Here is a 17,901-nt window from a genome sequence, read left to right as displayed (position 1 = left end):
TTGCTTTTTCGTTTTATGGATACTGTTCTGAGCGTTCTCTCATCGGTCTTTTGGGGCCTGCTGATGCTTTCCGTCCTCGTGTTTTTGCACGAGGGCGGCCACTTTTTGGCGGCGCGTGCCTGCGGCGTCCGTGTGACCGAGTTCTTTTTGGGTCTGCCGTGCCGCTTTGACATCCATTACACGTCGCGTCGCATTGGAACCAAGTTTGGCGTGACCCCGCTGCTGCTGGGTGGCTACGCTGCCATCTGCGGTATGGATCCGACCGATGTTTCGTGCGCCGACCGCGTGCTCGCGGCTATCTATCGTCATGGTCGCGTGACCGTGGCCGACCTTGCTGTCGAGCTCGAGCTTTCCGAGGAGGATGTGCTCGAGGCATGCGCCCTTTTGCTGGGCTGGGGCTCCATCGCGCCCTGGTATGAGGAAGGGGAGAAGCCCTCGCCGAGCTACTATCCCACCAAATATCAGACGTTGCCGCGAGACAAGGCAGGCTATACCACCTTTGATGGTCGCCGTTTCGATCGCGAACATGCGACTGCCGAGGGCGATGTGTGGGAGCTGCCGTGCGGCGAGGCCGAGTTCCTTGCGCAAGAGCGCTCGCACACCTATCTTGGCCAAGGCTTTCTCAAGCGCGCCTTTATGCTGCTCGCGGGCATTATCGTCAATATCTTGACGGGTTTTTTGCTCCTTATGAGCATCTATTCCATTGCGGGTGTCACCGTGCCGATGGATACCAACGTGATCGGTCAGGTTGACGAGGGGTCTATTGCCGCCAAGGCGGGTATCGAGGGCGGTGACGCGATCCTTTCGGTTGACGGTGTCTCATGTTCCACTTGGATGGATGTCTACGATGCCATCGGCAAGGCTGCCGGTAAGGACGATATCGCCATCGAGTACGAGCGTGACGGCAAGCAGCATTCGACCACGGTTGCGCTCAAAGAGGACGAGCGCCTAGGTGTGTATGCCTCTACGCAGGTGGTCCGTTTAGACCCCATCACGTCGGCTCGCCTGTCGTTCTCCTATGTCGTGCAGACAGCGGATGGCGTGATGCGCCTGCTCCAGCCGCAGCATACGATGGAGATTCTCGATCAGTCTTCTTCGATCGTTGGTATTAGCGTTATGTCCTCACAGGCCGCTGCTGCCGGCCCTGCCACGTTCCTTTCGTTTGCCGCCCTCATTTCGTTCTCGCTTGGCTTTATGAACCTGCTGCCCATCCCACCACTCGATGGCGGCAAGCTGGTCATCGAGATCATTCAGAAGATTGCGGGCCGCGAGCTGCCGCTCAAAGTGCAGACAATCGTCAGCTATGTCGGCATCGCGCTCTTTGCACTGCTGTTTGTCTATATGCTTCGTTCCGACATCCTTCGTTTTATTCTGTAGGGGAGTGTTTGGATTGTCTTTATCCCATCCTTTGCCTCGCGAGTTGACACGCCCCGTGCATGTGGGCGGCGTGCAGATCGGTGGTGGCGCTCCGGTCGTGGTTCAGTCTATGACCTGCACCGATACTGCTGATGCCCAGGCAACGCTTGCGCAAGTGTGCGCGTTGGCGCAGGCTGGCTGCGATATCGTGCGCGTGAGCGTGCCTACCGAGGCTGCGCTCGAGGGCTTTCGCACGATTTGTGCCGAGTCTCCGGTGCCAATCGTCGCCGATATCCATTTTAACCATAAGCTTGCCATTGGCGCTGTCGAGGCTGGTGCCTCTAAGCTGCGCATCAACCCCGGCAATATCGGCGATTGGGCCAAGGTTGACGCGGTGATCGATGCTGCGGGTGCCGCGGGCTGTGCGATTCGTATCGGCGTCAATGCCGGTTCGCTTGAGCAGGATATCGCCGAGCGCGACGACCTCACGCAGCCCGAAAAGCTCGTGATGTCGAGCGAACGCTTTGTGCGGCACTTTGAGGACCGTGGGTTTACCAACATCGTGCTATCCGCCAAGGCCCATAGCGTACAGACGACGCTTGATACCTATCGCGCCCTGTCGCGCGAGATACCGCATGTTCCGCTCCACCTGGGCGTGACGGAGGCGGGGACCAAGCTTCAGGGCACCATCAAGAGCTCTGTAGGCTTGGGTATCTTGCTTTCCGAAGGCATCGGTGACACCATGCGTGTGTCGCTCACGGCCGATCCGGTTGAGGAGCCGCCGGTCGCCTGGGGAATTTTGCAGTCACTGGGCCTGCGTCGCCGTGGTCCCGAGATTGTCTCTTGCCCCACGTGCGCCCGCTGCCAGGTTAACCTGATTCCCATCGCCGAGGAGGTCACCGAGCGGCTTAAGAACTATGCCGCGCCGCTTTCGATTGCCGTCATGGGATGTGCCGTTAATGGCCCCGGTGAGGCTTCTGATGCCGACCTGGGCGTTGCTTGCGGACGTGGTCAGGCCTTGCTCTTTTCGCATGGCCAGATCATTGGTAAAGTAGCTGAGGATCAAATTGTCGACGCGCTTATGGCCGAGGTCGACAAACTAATTGAGGAGAAATAAATGACCCGAGCAATGTATATGTCTAAGCTCTATGCGCCGACGCTCAAAGAGGATCCGGCGGACGCTGAGCTCGCCAGCCACCGCCTGCTGCTCCGTGCCGGCATGATCCGCAAAGAGGCCGCCGGTCTGTATTCCTACCTGCCGCTTGCTTGGCGCTCGATCCGCAAGATTGAGAATATCGTGCGAGACGAGATGGACGCTGCCGGCGCCCAGGAGCTTATGATGCCTATCATGGTCGACGCCGAGTTGTGGCGTGAGTCCGGCCGCATCGACGCCTATGGCAAGGAGCTTGTGCGCTTTGACGACCGTCACGGTCGCGAGTTCGTCCTGGGTCCCACGCACGAGGAGACCGTCACGGCCCTGGTGCGCAACGAGCTGCGCTCCTACAAACAGCTGCCCGTTAACCTGTACCACATTCAGGACAAGTTCCGCGACGAGTTCCGTCCCCGCTTTGGCCTGATGCGCGGCCGCGAGTTCATCATGAAGGACGCCTACAGCTTCTCCGCCACGCAGGAGAGTCTGCAGGAGGAGTACGACAAGATGAAGCAGGCCTACGCCAACATCTGCGAGCGCTGCTACATCAAGGCTCTGCCCGTTGTCGCCGACTCCGGCGAGATCGGTGGCGATACCTCCGTCGAGTACATGGCTTTGGCTGACGCCGGCGAGGCTTCGCTCGTCTACTGCGACGATTGCGGCTTTGCAGCCGACGATGAGGCCGCAAGCACCAAGGTCGTTGTGACCGAGGGTCCTGGCGACGGTGCGCTTACCAAGGTCGAGACTCCGGGCATGGGCACCATCGAGGCCGTTGCAAAGTTCTTCGGCTTCCCCGAGAACGGCACGCGCAAGTCTCTGGCACTCATCGACGCCGAGGGCAAGCCCGTCGTGGCCATTGTCCCGGGCGACCACGAGCTCAACGATTGCAAGGCCGAGCATGTCTTTGGCAAGGGCTATCGCATGATGACCGACGAGGAGCTTCAGGCGAACGGTCTGCACAAGGGCTTTATCGGACCGGTTAACTTGCCCGAGGGCATCCGTCTGGTGTGTGACGAGAGCCTGCGCGAGTCCAAGCAGTGGGCCTGCGGTGCCAACGAGGTCGATTATCACTTTACCGGTGCCTGCCCCGAGCGCGACTTTACCGTCGATGAGTGGGCAGATCTGGTCACCGTCGTTGCCGGCGATCCCTGCCCGCACTGCGGCAAGCCGCTCTCTGCTGCCCGCGGCATCGAGGTCTCGCAGGTCTTCCAGCTGGGCACCAAGTACTCCGAGGCCATGGGTGCCACCTTTATGGACGAGGACGGCAAGGAGAAGCCGCTCATCATGGGTTGCTACGGCGTTGGTGTGTCCCGCTCGCTTGCTGCCGTCGTGGAGCAGCACAACGACGAACACGGCATCGTCTGGCCGGTCTCCGTTGCCCCGTACGAGGTCGCGGTGATTCCGCTCGATCCCAAGAAGGAGGAGTGCGCAACCGTCTGCGACCAAATCGTCGAGGGCTTGTGCGCCGAGGGTATCGAGGTCGTCGTCGACGACCGTGACGAGCGTCCCGGCTTTAAGTTTGCCGATAACGACCTTATGGGATTCCCGTATCAGGTGGTGCTTGGCAAGCGTGGCCTTAAGAATGGCAACGTTGAGCTCAAGGACCGTGCCACGGGCGAGCGCGAGGACGTGGCGATTGACGAGGTCGTCGCCAAGGTTGCCGAGCTTGTTAAGGCGGCCCGCCGTTAATCGACGATTTCGCTTGTAGTTCGATATACGGGACGGCCCCGCATTTCTCCAGATCGGGGAGATGTGGGGCCGTCCTTTTATCTTGTGGCATCCTCGATATCTAAAAGGAAAACCCCACAGCCCATTCGAGCTGTGGGGTTTCCCTTTGTGCCTCCGATGCGAAATAAATCGCTCAGATATTACTGATAATCGACGACGTCGATCCAGTTCTTCAGGAACTCATCGTTCACGTTGCGCTTACGAGCGAGCTCGGAAGCGGCGACGATGCTCGTCCACTGACGCACGACCTGCATGGGCATGTCGGCGCGGTCGCAGTAGAGCTCCAGGTAGGCCTCAGCCTGATCCTTGCTGTTGAGGGCGAAGAGCAGGTAGGTGGTGGCAACGTCGGCAGCAGGGGAGCCCTGGGTGGCGTGTGCCCAGTCGCATACATAGAGCTGGCCGTCGTCGCCGACGATGACGTTGGAGGGGTTGAAGTCGCCGTGGCAGACCTTGAACTCCTTGGTCATGCCGTCCAGACGCTCCTGAAGGTTGTAGCGCGTGGTGGCATTAAGCTGATCAAGGCTGTCGATCATGCGGGCGAACTTGTCGCGCTGACGGTTGAGCAGCGGGGAGGTGTAGCCGTGGATCTCGATCTGGAGGTCGACGAACATCTCGAGATACTCACCAAAGCGCTGGGGCTCGGCAGTCATCTTCTCGGCAAGGGTGGTGCCCGGAACCTTCTCGGTCACGAGCGCCCAGCCGTTGGCGTTCTCGAGCTGGGAAACCTCGAGAGCCTTGGGGCTGCGGATGCCGCACTCATTGATGCGGGCAAGATTCAAAGCCTCGTTGAACACGTCGGAGACAGGCTTGGTCTCGTTAAAGACCTTGACGATCTTGTCGCCCAGGTCGTAAACGACCTTGTTGCCACGGCGGACGAGCTCGGTCTTGGAATCGGGTAGCAGCATGGTTGCATCCTTTCAACGATGCGATAGAAGCGACGGCGGGGGTGTGTGAAACACCCGTGCACCCCCGCCGTTAAAAACCGTGCTAAAACTAGCAGACGGCGTAGTCCTGAGGCTCGCGGCCGTAGTAGGCGTCCAGGTAGAGCTCCTTGATCTCGCTCATGAGCGGGTAGCGCGGGTTTGCGCCGGTGCACTGGTCGTTGAATGCCTGCTCGGTCATCTCGTCGAGGGTGTCGAGGAAGTACTGCTCGTCAACACCGTAGTCGGCGATGGTCTTCTTGACGCCGATGAAGTCCTTGAGCTCCTCGAGCTTCGTGATGAAGTTCTCGAAGACCTCCTTGTCGTCCTTGCCCTCGATGCCGCAGTACTTGGCCATCTCGGCGTAGTTGTGCAGCGCGTTGGGGTAAGGATACTGGGAGAAGGTACCCATCTTGACGGGAGCCTCGGCGGCGTTGTAGCGCATAACGCGGGTCAGGATGACGGCGTTGGCGAGGCCGTGGGGCAGGTGATGGAAGGCGCCGAGCTTGTGAGCCATGGAGTGGTTGAGGCCCAGGAAGGCGTTGGCGAAGGCCATACCGGCCATGCAAGAGGCGTTGTGCATCTCCTCGCGGGCATGCGGGTCCTTGGCGCCGTTCGTGAAGCTGGAGGGCAGGTTCTCGAAGACGAGCTTAGCAGCGCGCTCGGAGAGGCCCTTGGTGTAGTCGGAAGCCATGATGGAGACGTAGGACTCGATGGCGTGGGTCATGACGTCGATGCCGGAGGCAGCGGTCAGGCCGCGCGGGGCGGTCATGCAGTTGTCGGCGTCGACGATAGCCATGTTGGGGAGCAGCGCGTAGTCGGCGAGCGGCCACTTGATGCCGGTCTCCTTGTCGGTGATGATGGCGAACGGCGTGCACTCGGAGCCGGTACCCGAAGAGGTCGGGACGGCGACGAAGTAGGCCTTCTTGCCCATCTCGGGGAAAGTGAAGATACGCTTGCGGATGTCCATGAAGTCCATGGCCATGTCCTCAAACTTGCACTCGGGGTGCTCGTACATCATCCACATGATCTTGCCGGCGTCCATAGCGGAGCCACCGCCGACGGCGATGATGACGTCCGGCTCAAAGAGAGCCATCTGCTTGGCGCCGCGACGTGCGCACTGCAGCGACGGATCGGGCTCGACGTCGTAGAAGCAGTCGTGGGCGATGCCCATCTCGTCGAGCTTGGCCTCGATGGCGCGGGTGTTGCCATTCTTGAAGAGGAACTGGTCGGTGACGATGAAGGCGCGCTTCTTGCCCATGACGGTACCGAGCTCGTCGAGGGCGACGGGCGTGGAACCCTTCTTGAAGTAGACCTTCTCGGGAGCGCGGAACCACAGCATGTTCTCACGGCGCTCGGCCACAGTCTTAACGTTGATCAAGTGCTTCACCCCAACGTTCTCGGAGACGGAGTTGCCGCCCCAGGAGCCGCAGCCCAGGGTCAGAGACGGCTTCATGCCAAAGTTGTACAGGTCACCGATGCCGCCGTGCGAGGACGGGGTGTTGATGACGATACGGCAGGCCTTCATGACGTGCTCGAACAGGCTGATCTTCTCGGCCTGGGCGGGGTGCACGTACAGAGAGGCGGTGTGGCCCGGGCCACCGGCGAGCACCAGGTGCTCGGCCTTGTCGACGGCCTCCTGGAAGTCCTTGGCGTGATACATGGCCAGGACCGGGGAGAGCTTCTCGTGGGAGAACTCCTCCTTGGCGGGGTCGGTGGAGGTGACCTCGGCGATCAGGATCTTGGTCTTGGCGGGAACCTCGATGCCGGCGAGCTCAGCGATCTTGGCAGCAGCCATGCCGGGGATGCGGTGATCGAGGGCGCCATTCTTGAACATGGCGGCACGCAGTGCCTCCATCTCGGCACCCTGCTTGACGAAGTAGCAGCCGCGCTTCTGGAACTCGGCCTTAACCTGGTCATAGATGGTGTCGATGACGGTCACGGACTGCTCGGAAGCGCAGATCATGCCGTTGTCGAAGGTCTTGGAGTGGATGATGGAGTTGACGGCGAGCAGCACGTCGGCGGTGTCGTCGATGACGACCGGGGTGTTACCGGCGCCAACGCCCAGGGCGGGCTTGCCCGAGGAGTAGGCGGCCTTGACCATGCCCGGGCCACCGGTGGCGAGGATGATGTCGACGTCGCGCATGACCATGTTGGTCAGCTCGATGGAGGGGACATCGACCCAGCCGATGATGCCCTCGGGGGCGCCGGCCTTGACGGCGGCGTCAAGCACGAGCTTGGCGGCGGCGATGGTGCACTTGGCGGCTGCCGGGTGCGGGGAGATGATGATGCCGTTGCGGGTCTTCAGGCTGATCAGAGTCTTGAAGATCGCGGTGGAGGTGGGGTTGGTCGTCGGGATGACGGCGCCCACGATGCCGATGGGCTCGGCGATCTTGGTGATGCCGTAAGCCTCGTCGCGCTCCAGAACGCCACAGGTCTTGGTGTTCTTGTAAGCGTTGTAGATGTACTCTGCGGCGTAGTGGTTCTTGATGACCTTGTCCTCAAGAACGCCGCGGCCGGTCTCCTCGATGGCCATCTTCGCCAACGGGATACGAGCCTTGTTGGCGGCCATGGCGGCCTCATAGAAGATCTTGTCGACCTGCTCCTGCGTGTACGTAGCAAAAAGCGCCTGGGCCTCTCGCATCTGAGCGAGCTTAGCCTCAAGCGCCTCTACGTTGTCCACAATTGCGGGAGTAGTGTTTTCCGGTGACTTTTTCACCATTTGTGTCTCCTTGCGATCGGAGATTTACCCTACGACTTGCATGATAGCAAGAAATTATTCGGCGAACGGCAAGATTCCCGTAAAAGGCATACTAAAACGCTTCAATAAACTGAAGCGTTTTAACTAAAACTATCTGCCAGTGCATCGCCCCGCTCATTAGGGACAGACTTACATGAGTGCTTTCACTCATTGGGGACAGACATCGTTTTGTCATTTTGCCGTTCTGGACCTGTTTATGCCGCTCATTGGATATAAATAGGTCACAGGCTCAGCATTTCGCGTTCCTTCTCTCCTTTTAGGTGTTGCCTGTTCAGTTTTGAAAGGAGAGATTATGCCCCGATGCGCCCGCGCCGTTTCGCTCACCGGCTATTACCACGTCTTTGACCGTGGCAACTCCAAGCAGATTATTTTTGAAGATGATTCTGACCGATATCGTTTCTTATCGGATATCTCGGACAGGTTTGCTCGCCTAAAAGTGGCGGTGTTGGCTTGGTGCCTTATGGACAACCACTTCCATTTGATGGTTGATGACCCATATGACAACCTTTCAAAGGCAATGCAGTGCGCACTGACGGCGTATGCTAAGTATTTCAATGGGAAAACGGGAAGAACGGGTCATCTGTTTGACAATCGCTATTCGCGTGTTGCGGTTGAGTCGGACACGCAGGCGGTGCAGCTGCTCGATTATATCCATCTCAATCCCGTGAAAGGTGCGCTCGACTCGCTCGAGGCGTATCGCTGGTCAAGCTTCAAGGCATATCAGCTGGGCTACGATCCCTTTGACATCTGTGATGCGGCCCCTATGCTCGATATTGTCGGGGGATCTCGTCGCTATTGCGAGCATCTTAAGGAAGTTGCCGGGCGTATTTGGTCAGTGGAGATTCTTCCGCGTCGACGGATCCCCGATGAGGACGCTCTTTCCGTTGCGCGCGAAGTCCTGCTCAGCATAGATCCTGCGCTGCTCAAGGCCCTGCCTCGCCCCGAACGTGATGCGTGTCTGCTGAGGCTCAGGCGGGCGCATCTCACGGTCAAGCAAATTGCTCGTATCACCGGTATCGGCGCCACGAGTGTGACCAAGGCAACTGCAGGCTGGAAGGATGCAGCGTGAGGCAGGGGCCGGAGCCAGTCGGTGTGCCGCTTGCGTGCGCCATGTCTGTCCCCAATGCGTGAAAACACTCATGTAAGTCATTCCCCAATGAGTGCAAAAAGGCGCCCTCCGTAGGGGAGGGCGCCTTTGGTAAGTTCTATATGAACGCGAGGTCTTTGACCCGGAGAGTCCGAGGTACTTGTTGGTAAGACCTTATTTAGGAGCGCGCAACCTTGCCAGACTTGAGGCAGGTGGAGCAAACGTTCATCTTGCGACGGTGACCATCGACAACGACGTAGACGCGCTGGATGTTGGGGCGGAACTTACGGTTGGTGACGCGGTGAGAGTGGCTGATGGAGCGACCGGCAACGGGGTGCTTACCGCAAACTTCGCAAACTTTGGACATAACTGACCCTCCTTGGGCGACAAACGAACATGTCGCGTTAACAAACAAGCCTGAACTATAGCACAGAAGCAGCTCCCTGTGCGTAATCTACACAGAGATATTCCTCTTTTGGCGATAGTGCTCACGCCACGGCCCTGGACGTAGATCCGATTTGCGTGCAGCAGAGGGGATTATGCCAGCTCGCAACAAGGTTTTCAAGCTCGTCCCACAAATATATATAGGTTTATGGAGCGCCTGCGCCCGTTTACGGATTGTTCTGTATTTATGCTCGCAATTAAGCTCGAGGTTGGCTACACTATCCCTTGACCATTAAAGGGGTACGAGATACCCACATGGAATTACATAGCTGCCAAAGAGCAGCCCTTCCTGTGGGTGTCTGGTCCGCTTTGAGCGGTCGGGCATCTATTTTTTTGACTGTGTCAGCAGTCAAGACATGTGAGGAAGGAGATCGATGGGCACGACTTCCCCCAAGGCGGTCATCATGGACGAGACCGCCGTCAATCGAGCGATGACCCGCATCGCGCACGAGATTCTCGAGCGCAACGAGGGCTGTGAAGACCTCGCTCTGGTCGGCATCGTCACGCGCGGCGACCTTCTGGCAAAGAAGCTCGCCGAGGAGATCAAGGAGATCGAGGGCGTCGACGTTCCGCTCGGCAGCCTGGACATTAGCTTCTACCGCGATGACTATGCGACCAATTTCGCTCCCGCGATCCACGCTACCAACATTCCCTTCAGCGTCGACGGCAAACGCGTCGTGCTGGTGGACGACATCCTGTATACGGGCCGTACCATCCGCGCCGCTCTCGACGCCGTCATGGACCTGGGCCGTCCGAGCCGCATCGAGCTGGCGGTCCTCGTCGACCGCGGCCACCGTGAGCTCCCCATCTCGCCGGACTTTGTCGGCAAGAACGTTCCCTCGTCGCATGAGGAGAACGTGCACCTATATATGAAGGAAGTCGACGGCCACACCGCCGTCGAGATTAACGACGTCGCGCCGGGTTCCCACGTGGGCTCCGCGCCGCTGGGAGGTGAGTAGTACCGTGGCGTTCAACCATAAGCACCTGATCGACATTACCGAGTACTCCGAAGAGGACATCAAGCTCATCCTCGAGACCGCCAAGGCGTTCTCCGAGGTCAACGAGCGTGCGATCAAGAAGGTCCCCACGCTCAAGGGCAAGACCATCGTCAACATGTTCAACGAGCCCTCGACGCGCACCCGTAGCTCCTTCGAGCTCGCCGAGAAGCGTCTTTCGGCCGACAGCCTTAACTTTGGTGGCTCCTCGACCTCCACGGTCAAGGGCGAGAGCCTCGTCGACACCGTTGAGACCCTCAACGCCTATAAGATCGACTGCATCGTCGTGCGCGACAAGCACGCCGGCGCTCCCTACATCGTCACGCAGAACTCGCCCGCAAGCGTCATCTGCGCCGGTGACGGCAAGCACAACCATCCTACGCAGGCCCTGCTCGACCTGTACACCATCTGGGAGCACAAGGGTGACTTCCACGGTCTGAAGGTCGCCGTCGTCGGCGATATCGCCCACTCCCGCGTTTGCGGCTCGCTGATCCCCGCCCTTAAGATCATGGGCTGCGAGACCTACGCCGTCGCCCCCGGCACGCTGCTGCCGCCGTCGCCCGAGGTCCTGGGCTGCGACCACGTGACGAGCGACCTCGATTCCGTCCTGCCCGAGCTGGACGTCGTCTACATGCTGCGCGTGCAGCAGGAGCGCCTCGAGGGTGCCCCGTTCCCGACTATTCGCGAGTACCACAAGCTCTTCGGCCTGACCAAGGACCGCGAGAAGCTCATGAAGCCCGACGCGATCATCTGCCACCCGGGCCCCATCAACCGCGGCGTCGAGTTCGACTCCTATATGGCCGACCACCCGCAACGCTCCGTCATCCTGGAGCAGGTCTACGCCGGTATCTGCGTGCGTATGGCTATCCTGTATCTGCTGCTTGGAGGTGCCGATAATGGCCTTGCTTCTTAAGAATGCCCACGTCGTCGACCCGTCCGTCGAGCTTGACGGTGTCGTTGACGTCCTGATTGACGGCGACAAGATCGCCGAGGTCGGCGAGAATCTCGCCGTCGAGGGGGCCGAGGTCCGCGACCTTTCCGGCAAGTACCTCGTCCCCGGCCTGGTGGACATGCACGTTCACCTTCGCGAGCCCGGCTACGAGGTCAAAGAGGACATCGAGAGCGGCACCCGCGCAGCTGCCAAGGGCGGCTTTACCGGCGTGTGCGCCATGCCCAACACCGATCCCGTCACCGATAACGGCACTGTCGTGGAGTTCGTCAAGTCCCGCGCTGCCGAGGTCGGCCACTGCCGCGTCTATCCGTCGGGCGCCATGACCCGCGGTCTTAAGGGCGAGGCCATGTCCGAGATGGGCGATATGGTCGCCCACGGCGCCGTCGCCTTCACCGATGACGGTCGCGGCGTGCAGGGCGCGGGCATGCTCCGTCGCTGCATGGACTACGGCAAGATGTTCGGCAAGGTCTTCATGAGCCACTGCCAGGACGAGGACCTGGTCGGCCACGGCCAGATCAACGAGGGCAAGGTCTCGACCCGTCTGGCCCTCGAGGGTTGGCCGGCTGCCGGCGAGGAGCTCCAGATCGCCCGCGACATCGAGATCGCCAAGCTGACCGGTGCCAAGCTGCACATCCAGCACATCTCCACCGCCCATGGTCTGGAGATCGTGCGTGCCGGTAAGGCCGCTGGCGTTCAGGTTACCTGCGAGGCCACCCCGCACCACATGTTCCTGACCGAGAACGACCTGGACGAGACCTACAACACCTCGCTCAAGGTCAATCCGCCGCTGCGTACCGAGGAGGATGCCGAGGCCATCCGTCAGGGCGTCATCGACGGCACCGTCGACGCTATCGTCACCGATCACGCTCCCCACACCCCGTGGGAGAAGGCCCGCGAGTTCGAGCTTGCGCCCTTTGGCATGATCGGCCTCGAGACCTCGCTGTCACTTGTGCTCACCGAGCTGGTCAACACGGGCAAGATGAGCGTGGGCCGCATGGTCGAGCTCATGGCCATCAAGCCGCGTGAGATCCTGGGCCTCGACCAGGTTCAGGTCAAGGCGGGCTCCGTTGCCGACCTGACCGTGTTCGACCCCTCTGCCACCTGGACGGTCGGCGAGGACGGTTACGAGTCGCGCGCCGAGAACTCCGGTTTTGCCGGCCGCACGCTTACCGGTCGTGCCACCGATGTGTTTGTCGGCGGTAAGCAGACGCTCGCCGACGGCTGCATCTGCTAGCATAGCCTTATCGCTTTTGTGCGCGGTGCCCTTGCGGTGCCGCGCTTTCTGTTCGTTTTGACCATGCAATCGCATGGGGGATTGGAGCGTCTATGCTCACACCTTCCACTGCACGCATGCACGACTTCGAGGTCGTCTCGAACCAGGAGATCGCCGACGGCATCTTCTCGCTCGTCATCTCGGCCCCCAAGCTTGCAAGTGCGCTCAAGCCCGGTCAGTTTGTGAACATCGCCGTGCCCGGCGATGCGTCCTCGCTGCTTCGCGTGCCCCTGAGCTTCTATCGCGCCGACGCCCAGGCCGGTACCGTCGAGCTGTGGTACGCCGTCGTGGGCGACGACACCCGTCGTCTGTCGCAGATGGCCCCCGGCTCCAAGTCCAACCTGTTGGGCCCTGGCGGCCGCGGCTGGCTTGTTCCCGAGGGCACCAGGAAGGCACTGCTCGTGGCGGGCGGCATCGGCGTTCCGCCCGTGCTCTGCCTCGCTGGCAAGCTTGTCGAGCAGGGCGTGGATGTCGACGTTTGCCTGGGCTTTGGCACCGCTTCCAAGGCCGTGGGTGTCGATGAGTTCCGCGCGCTGGGCGCCACGGTTAACGTGTGCACCGATGATGGCACGCTGGGCACGCACGGTTTTTGCACCGACCCGGCAGCCGAGCTGCTCGGCGAGGGCGGCTACGACTATGTGGCCAGCTGCGGCCCCGCTGTCATGATGAAGAAAGTCGCCGCCGCTGCCGCCGAGGCCGGTGCGTACTGCGAGGTGTCCCTCGAGCGCATGATGAGCTGTGGCTTTGGCGCCTGCAACACCTGCAATGTCGAGACGGTCGACGGTATGAAGGGTGCTTGCATGTGCGGCCCCGTGTTCGATGCTTCCAAGGTGGTGGTCTTCTAGTGGGTACCGTGAACATGGCCGTCGATTTCGGCGGCGTCAAGATGCAGAACCCCATCAACACCGCAGCCGGTACCTTTGGCTACGGTTGGCAGTTCCAGAACTTCTTTGATGTTTCCCAGCTGGGCGCTATCACCACCAAGGGTTGCGCTGCCGAGCCCTGGCCCGGCAACCCCGCGCCCCGCATGGCCGAGATTCCCGGCGGCATGATCAACTCCGTGGGCCTTCAGAACCCCGGCGTGGCCGCCTTTGCCCGTGAGTCCGGTCCGTGGCTCGAGCAGCTCTCCAAGGACGGTTGTCAGGTTATCTGCCAAGTCGCCGGTCACTCCGTCGAGGAGTTTGTCCGCGCGCTCGAGATGTATGTCGAGCTGTGCCCCTGGGCTGCCGGCTACGAGATCAACGTGAGCTGCCCTAATATCGCCGCCGGCGGTGCCGCCATGGGCTCCACGCCCGAGGGCGCCTCTTCCGTTATGGCTGCCTGCCGCAAGGTGACCGATAAGCCGCTGTTCGTAAAGATGGCTCCGGTTAACGTCGCCGAGATTGCCAAGGCTCTCGAGGCCGCCGGCGCCGACGGCCTTTCGGTCATCAATTCCATCCAGGGCATGGCCATTGACGTGCACACCCGCAAGTCCCGCGTTGCCAAACCCAAGGGCGGCCTTTCGGGTCCGCTGTGCCACCACATCGCCGTTCGCATGGTCTGGGAGGTCGCCCAGGCCGTCGATATCCCCATCAACGGCGTCGGCGGTGTCATGACCGGCGAGGATGCGGCTGAGTTTATCCTGGCCGGCGCCACCTGCGTGTCGGTCGGTATGGCCAACTTCGTCGATCCGTGCGCTTCGCTCAAGATCGCGCACGAGCTCGAGGCCTGGGCGGAGTCCCAGGGCGTAAAGGACATCAACGAGCTGGTAGGTGCTTTCGAATGCTAGAGACCGATGCCCGCGACCGTGTTATCGTCGCTCTCGACTGCGACCGTGAGCGTGCGCTCGAGCTTGCCCACGAGCTTTCGGGCCATGCCGCCTGGCTCAAGGTTGGCATGACGCTCTATTACGCCGAGGGTCCTGAGATCGTCAAGACGTTCAAGGACCTGGGCTTTAAGGTCTTCCTTGACCTCAAGTTCCATGATATTCCGCATCAGGTTCGCGGTGCCGCCCGCTCGGCCTCGCTTGCCGGTGCCGACCTGCTCTCGGTCCACGGTTTGGGTTCGGGCGCCATGCTCGCTGCCTGCCGCGAGGGTGCCGAGGAGGCGCGCGAGGACCGCGCCAAGCTCGTCGCCATCACCGTGCTCACGAGCATGAATCAGGATGCCTTGAGCGAGATCGGCGTCGAGTCGCCCGTGGCCGAGGAGGCCGCCCGCCTGGCAAAGCTCGCTCAGGCCAACGGCATCGATGGCATCGTGTGCTCGCCGATGGAGGCTCACGACATGCGTGAGCTGCTGGGTCCCGATGCCCTCATCGTGACCCCGGGCGTGCGTCCGGTGGGTGCCGCTCTTGGTGACCAGTCTCGCGTGGCGACGCCTTCCCAGGCTATCGAGCGTGGTGCAAGCCACATTGTTGTGGGACGTCCCATCACCGGTGCCGACGATCCGGTTGCCGCCTTTGACGCCATCGTCGCCGAGCTGGTCGAAAACGTCGCGTAAAAGATTCCCCTAAGTCACCACTTTTGGGTCTCATTAGCACAAAATAGCCCCTGTGCCTGCGTAAACTTTCCCATCCTTTGTGTGGAATCGCAGGTCAGGGGCTTAACTTTGGGCGCAGTATATTGCACTTTTTGCGGGTATCGTCTAACCTATGGAGCCGCTATTGGGCATTTTGTACGTTCTACGTGCTAAAATGCCAATTATTGAATCAGATATAACCCAACTATTTGGAGGTACGAATGGCACTCCCTCAGCTTACCGATGAGCAGCGCAAGCAGGCTCTTGAGAAGGCTGCTGCCGCACGTCACGCCCGCGCTGAGCTTCGCGAGCAGATCAAGAAGGGCGAGAAGTCCCTCGAGTCTGTGCTCAACTCCGATGACCCCATTGCTTCCCGCATGAAGGTTTCCACCCTCATCGAGTCTCTCCCTGGTTATGGCAAGGCCAAGGCCGCCAAGATCATGGAGGAGCTCGGTATCTCCGCTACCCGTCGCGTCCAGGGCCTCGGCGTCCGTCAGCGCGAGCAGCTCCTCGAGCAGCTGACCAAATAAGTGAGCGCTCAGGATTCCAAGCTCTTTGTGATTTCTGGACCGTCAGGCGCAGGCAAGGGCACGCTCGTCACTCGTGTGCGCGAGCGCCGCTCGAACCTGGGCCTGACGGTTTCGGCTACCACGCGAGCACCACGCAAAGGTGAGGTCGACGGCGTCAACTACTTTTTTCTGACGCGCGAGGAGTTCGACCGCCGCGTGGCAAACGGTGAGTTTGTTGAGTGGGCCGAGGTCCACGGTAACTGCTATGGCACGTTGGTGAGCGAGGTTACATCCAAGCTCGCCTCGGGCGCGTCTCTGATTTTGGAGATCGATGTCCAGGGCGCCCTGCAGGTGAAGGAGCGTTTCCCCGAGGCCGTGCTGATCTTTATCAAGCCGCCTTCGCTTGAGGTGCTCCGCGAGCGTCTAGTCGGTCGCGGTACCGAGACGCCCGAGACGATTGAGCTGCGTATGGCAAACGCCGCCGATGAGCTTGCCCTTGCCGACCGCTACGACGACGTCGTGGTGAATGACGATCTCGACCGCGCGACCGATGAGCTCGTTCGCGTTCTCGATATGCATGAAAGGATCTGAGGTCCGTGTCCGTTGTAAAGCCTTGCATTGACGATCTTCTGGAGAAGACCGATCACAACCGCTTCCTGCTCGCTTCGCTTGCCTCCAAGCGCGCCTGCGACATTAACAGCATGCTGCGTGGCCAGCACAACCGCGTGCTTGCCGTCCAGGATGTCGATGACATCACCATCGGGCTTTCCGGTGCCGATACCATCTCGATGGCTATGGACGAGATTGTCGACGGCGACATCTCTTACGACGAGGCCCGTTACGAGAAGGCGCTCGGCCACAAGGTTGCTGAAGCCTAAATGGCGGCTCGCGTCTGCCTGGTCCACTATCACGAGGTTGGACTGAAGGGTAAGAACCGCGCACATTTTGAGCATATCCTCATGGATAACATCAAGGCGGCCTTGGCCGCCTTTTCCGTGAATACCGTGTCTCGAATTTCCGGTTATATCCTCGTGACCTTTAACGAGCATCAGGCCGATGAGGCGGCGCGTGTCATTCGCACCGTTCCCGGCGTTGCTCGCGTGTCTTTGGCGTATCACACTAACCGCGACCCGCAGGAGTACTGTGCCGCCGCCGTCAAGGCGCTGCGCGAGTTTGGCCCCTTCGATTCGTTTAAGGTGCACGCCAAGCGCTCCAATACCGACTATGAGCTCACTTCGATTGACATCAATCGTCAGGTGGGCGAGGTACTGTGTGAGGCCTTCCCCGATAAAAAGGTTCAAATGCACGACCCCGATGCGATGGTGCACGTACTGGTGGTCCAGGGTAGCGTCTACGTGTATGCGCGCTCCGAGCGTGGCGTGGGCGGTCTGCCGGTGGGTTCTGCCGGCAAGGTCGTGACGCTGTTGTCGTCGGGTATCGATTCTCCGGTGGCGACCTGGATGCTCGCGCGTCGCGGCGCGGTGTGCGTGCCGGTACATTTCTCCGGTCGTCCGCAGACGCCCGATACGAGCGAGTATTTGGTGCAGGACATCATCCGTGCGCTTGAGCCAGGTGTCCAGATCGGCCGCCTGTACGTGGTGCCGTTTGGCGACTGCCAGCGTGAGATTTCGGTTACCTGTCCCAGCAACCTGCGCGTGATCATGTATCGCCGCATTATGTATTCGGTTGCCGAGCGCATTGCACACATCGAGGGTGCCAAGGCTATCGTTACGGGCGAATCGCTTGGGCAGGTTGCCTCCCAAACGCTTGAGAACATCATGGCCGTCAACGAGGCCGTGAAGATCCCCGTGTTCCGCCCTCTCATCGGTTCGGACAAGCAGGAGATCATCGCGCGCGCCGAGGAGATCGGTACGTTCGATATCTCGACTGAGGCCGCTCCCGACTGCTGCACGCTATTTATGCCGCGCCGTCCCGAGACGCACGCTAAACTCGATGCTGTGCATGAGGCCTGGGAGTTGTTCGATCACGAGGAGATGATCGAGCGCCTGCTCAAGCAGACCGAGTACATCGACTTCGAGAGCAACACGTATAAGGCCCCTAAGACCTTAAAGCGCAAACATTCGGAGCTTGCTCCGCGTGAGATTTACCAAGATCACGAATAAATTTGTGCATAGACCGACGATGCGCCTGCATCGTCGGTCTTTTGCTATCTGGGCATTAGGCGATAAACGGTTCATTTGTCGACGTTTGCCTGAATAAATGGACATTA

The 17,901-nt window shown here is 60.3% G+C and carries 17 protein-coding genes; 14 read left to right on the top strand and 3 right to left on the bottom strand.

All coding sequences use genetic code 11. The features are described 5' to 3' along the window. The first annotated feature begins 15 nt into the window (after positions 1 to 15). The 3 genes from DWY05_RS00360 to DWY05_RS00350 are packed head-to-tail and all read left to right on the top strand — an operon-like array spanning position 16 to position 4,195. Positions 16 to 1,377, top strand: a complete 1,362-nt coding sequence (locus DWY05_RS00360; protein ID WP_117564266.1) for an RIP metalloprotease — start codon at positions 16 to 18, stop codon at positions 1,375 to 1,377. 13 nt (positions 1,378 to 1,390) lie between these two features. Further along, complete coding sequence (gene ispG / locus DWY05_RS00355; protein ID WP_117773531.1) at positions 1,391 to 2,473, top strand: flavodoxin-dependent (E)-4-hydroxy-3-methylbut-2-enyl-diphosphate synthase; 1,083 nt, start codon at positions 1,391 to 1,393, stop codon at positions 2,471 to 2,473. Further along, on the top strand, positions 2,474 to 4,195 hold the full coding sequence (locus DWY05_RS00350; RefSeq protein ID WP_231500748.1) for a proline--tRNA ligase: 1,722 nt from the start codon (positions 2,474 to 2,476) through the stop codon (positions 4,193 to 4,195). A gap of 179 nt (positions 4,196 to 4,374) precedes the next feature. Here DWY05_RS00350 and DWY05_RS00345 read toward each other — a convergent pair whose 3' ends face one another. Continuing rightward, complete coding sequence (locus tag DWY05_RS00345) at positions 4,375 to 5,139, bottom strand: aminoglycoside phosphotransferase family protein (RefSeq protein WP_006236119.1); 765 nt, start codon at positions 5,137 to 5,139, stop codon at positions 4,375 to 4,377. Between the two features lie 88 nt (positions 5,140 to 5,227). Next, positions 5,228 to 7,876 (bottom strand): bifunctional acetaldehyde-CoA/alcohol dehydrogenase, encoded by a 2,649-nt coding sequence (gene adhE / locus DWY05_RS00340; protein WP_117779086.1) that lies wholly within the window; start codon positions 7,874 to 7,876, stop codon positions 5,228 to 5,230. A gap of 331 nt (positions 7,877 to 8,207) precedes the next feature. On the opposite strand from adhE, the gene DWY05_RS00335 reads away from it, so the two are divergent. Continuing rightward, positions 8,208 to 8,984: a transposase gene (locus DWY05_RS00335; protein WP_117820574.1), complete on the top strand. Its 777-nt coding sequence runs from the start codon at positions 8,208 to 8,210 to the stop codon at positions 8,982 to 8,984. A gap of 196 nt (positions 8,985 to 9,180) precedes the next feature. Here DWY05_RS00335 and rpmB read toward each other — a convergent pair whose 3' ends face one another. Continuing rightward, positions 9,181 to 9,369 carry a 50S ribosomal protein L28 gene (gene rpmB / locus DWY05_RS00330; protein WP_022094725.1) on the bottom strand — a complete coding sequence of 63 codons (189 nt, stop codon included), beginning with the start codon at positions 9,367 to 9,369 and terminating at the stop codon, positions 9,181 to 9,183. Between the two features lie 451 nt (positions 9,370 to 9,820). On the opposite strand from rpmB, the gene pyrR reads away from it, so the two are divergent. The 10 genes from pyrR (at position 9,821) to thiI (ending at position 17,794) form a co-directional block, all read left to right on the top strand. Then, a complete protein-coding gene (gene pyrR / locus DWY05_RS00325) occupies positions 9,821 to 10,405 on the top strand; it encodes a bifunctional pyr operon transcriptional regulator/uracil phosphoribosyltransferase PyrR (RefSeq protein ID WP_006236123.1) in 585 nt (194 codons plus the stop codon). A gap of 4 nt (positions 10,406 to 10,409) precedes the next feature. Continuing rightward, positions 10,410 to 11,354, top strand: a complete 945-nt coding sequence (locus DWY05_RS00320; protein ID WP_055309882.1) for an aspartate carbamoyltransferase catalytic subunit — start codon at positions 10,410 to 10,412, stop codon at positions 11,352 to 11,354. Continuing rightward, entirely contained in the window at positions 11,338 to 12,627 is a 1,290-nt protein-coding gene (locus DWY05_RS00315) for a dihydroorotase (RefSeq protein WP_117820575.1), read from the top strand. Before DWY05_RS00320 ends, DWY05_RS00315 begins: the two co-directional genes overlap by 17 nt. Positions 12,628 to 12,743: 116 nt before the next feature. Further along, entirely contained in the window at positions 12,744 to 13,511 is a 768-nt protein-coding gene (locus DWY05_RS00310) for a dihydroorotate dehydrogenase electron transfer subunit (RefSeq protein WP_117820614.1), read from the top strand. A gap of 14 nt (positions 13,512 to 13,525) precedes the next feature. After that, a complete protein-coding gene (locus tag DWY05_RS00305) occupies positions 13,526 to 14,434 on the top strand; it encodes a dihydroorotate dehydrogenase (protein ID WP_195621782.1) in 909 nt (302 codons plus the stop codon). After that, positions 14,428 to 15,144, top strand: a complete 717-nt coding sequence (gene pyrF, locus DWY05_RS00300) for an orotidine-5'-phosphate decarboxylase (RefSeq protein ID WP_035138533.1) — start codon at positions 14,428 to 14,430, stop codon at positions 15,142 to 15,144. The genes DWY05_RS00305 and pyrF overlap by 7 nt, the downstream gene beginning before the upstream one ends. Positions 15,145 to 15,383: 239 nt before the next feature. Beyond that, positions 15,384 to 15,692, top strand: a complete 309-nt coding sequence (mihF, locus tag DWY05_RS00295; protein ID WP_006236130.1) for an integration host factor, actinobacterial type — start codon at positions 15,384 to 15,386, stop codon at positions 15,690 to 15,692. Beyond that, complete coding sequence (gmk, locus tag DWY05_RS00290) at positions 15,693 to 16,262, top strand: guanylate kinase (protein ID WP_006236131.1); 570 nt, start codon at positions 15,693 to 15,695, stop codon at positions 16,260 to 16,262. It begins immediately after the preceding gene. Between the two features lie 5 nt (positions 16,263 to 16,267). Beyond that, a complete protein-coding gene (locus DWY05_RS00285) occupies positions 16,268 to 16,549 on the top strand; it encodes a DNA-directed RNA polymerase subunit omega (protein ID WP_035138532.1) in 282 nt (93 codons plus the stop codon). Beyond that, the gene (gene thiI, locus DWY05_RS00280; RefSeq protein WP_117820577.1) at positions 16,550 to 17,794 is read left to right on the top strand and encodes a tRNA uracil 4-sulfurtransferase ThiI; all 1,245 of its coding nucleotides are present in this window, start codon (positions 16,550 to 16,552) and stop codon (positions 17,792 to 17,794) included. It abuts the gene before it with no gap. Positions 17,795 to 17,901 lie beyond the last annotated feature (107 nt).

Origin of the sequence: Collinsella sp. AF23-4AC (assembly GCF_003462685.1) — a bacterium.
In the GTDB taxonomy this organism is placed as follows: domain Bacteria; phylum Actinomycetota; class Coriobacteriia; order Coriobacteriales; family Coriobacteriaceae; genus Collinsella.
Note: the sequence above shows the minus strand (reverse complement) of the source record. Positions and strands in the feature narration are given on the sequence as shown.